Source organism: Amycolatopsis taiwanensis DSM 45107 (assembly GCF_000519205.1).
GTDB classification, from domain to species: Bacteria; Actinomycetota; Actinomycetes; order Mycobacteriales; family Pseudonocardiaceae; genus Amycolatopsis_E; species Amycolatopsis_E taiwanensis.
On the sequence record NZ_JAFB01000078.1, the window covers coordinates 1 to 1066 of the forward strand.

Annotated in this window: 1 protein-coding gene; it reads left to right on the forward strand. The window is 61.6% G+C overall.

Annotation, left to right across the window (positions count from 1 at the left end):
* Positions 1-521: 521 nt before the first annotated feature.
* Entirely contained in the window at positions 522-1007 is a 486-nt protein-coding gene (locus A3CU_RS48275) for an IS630 family transposase (RefSeq protein WP_063628954.1), read from the forward strand.
* Positions 1008-1066: the final 59 nt, after the last annotated feature.

Here is a 1066-nt window from a genome sequence, read left to right on the forward strand (position 1 = left end):
CGGCATGGGGAAACGACCCGACGAAACCCGGGAACCGCGCCCCATGCCGACTCTTACGAAGTACGAATGAACGGGCATCTACCCGAATTCATCCCACCACCCTGGATCGGCAAAGAACGAAAACCCATGCGCAACCTCGCACACACCACCCCACCCAGATACCAACAAGCCGCATAACCCCACAGCGCCAGCACCCGGACTCACCGCATCATGGTCCGGGCGCTGACACTGCCATGCACCCAACTCCCGCCGCCTCAGGAGACGCCAAACCCCGAATCGAAAGCGATGAGATCAAAGCAGGAGGGTGGGCAGCTGGCGGGATTCCATTGATCGGCGGTGGGGCACGGAGCCTGTGGTGGCCGCCTGGTTCCCGGTGGCTGTTCTTCTCGGTGGCCGGTGGCCTGACCGTGGTTCCGTTTCCAACTCCCGCCCGTCAAACCGTGCATGCGGTCCTACCGCACACGGCTAGTGTCGCGTGTCGTTGATTGATTTACGTCTGTGGTGTTGAGAGAGTCGGTGTCATGTATGTGGCCTCGGCGTTGGAGTTGCGTGATGGTGATCGGGAACGGCTTCGGGCTGTGACGAGGTCGACGACGGCTTCGGCTGGGCTTGTGCAGCGGGCGAGGATCGTGTTGCTTGCTGCTGATGGTGTTTCTAACACTGAGATTGCTGTGCGGACTGGCTCGACGAGGCCGACGGTGTTGAAGTGGCGTGACCGCTACGAGCGGGCTGGTATCGGCGGGTTGGGTGATTTGCCGCGGCCGGGTCGGGCGCCGGAGATTGACGAGGTGGCGGTGTTGGCGGAGACCTTGGCGGATAAGGGGAAACCGCCGCCGGAATTGGGGGTGACGCATTGGTCGTCGCGCCTGTTGGCGGCCCGGCTGGGCATCTCGTTCGCCACGGTGGCCCGGATTTGGCGGAAGTGGAACATCCAGCCGCATCGGATCGAGACGTTCAAGTTCTCCACCGACCGAGCCTGTCACGATTTTTGTGTAAGCCAGAGGTGACTTACTAACGTTTGTAGTTTATCAGAATGGAAGCCGGTCGGGGAAGATCCTGGCGAGTG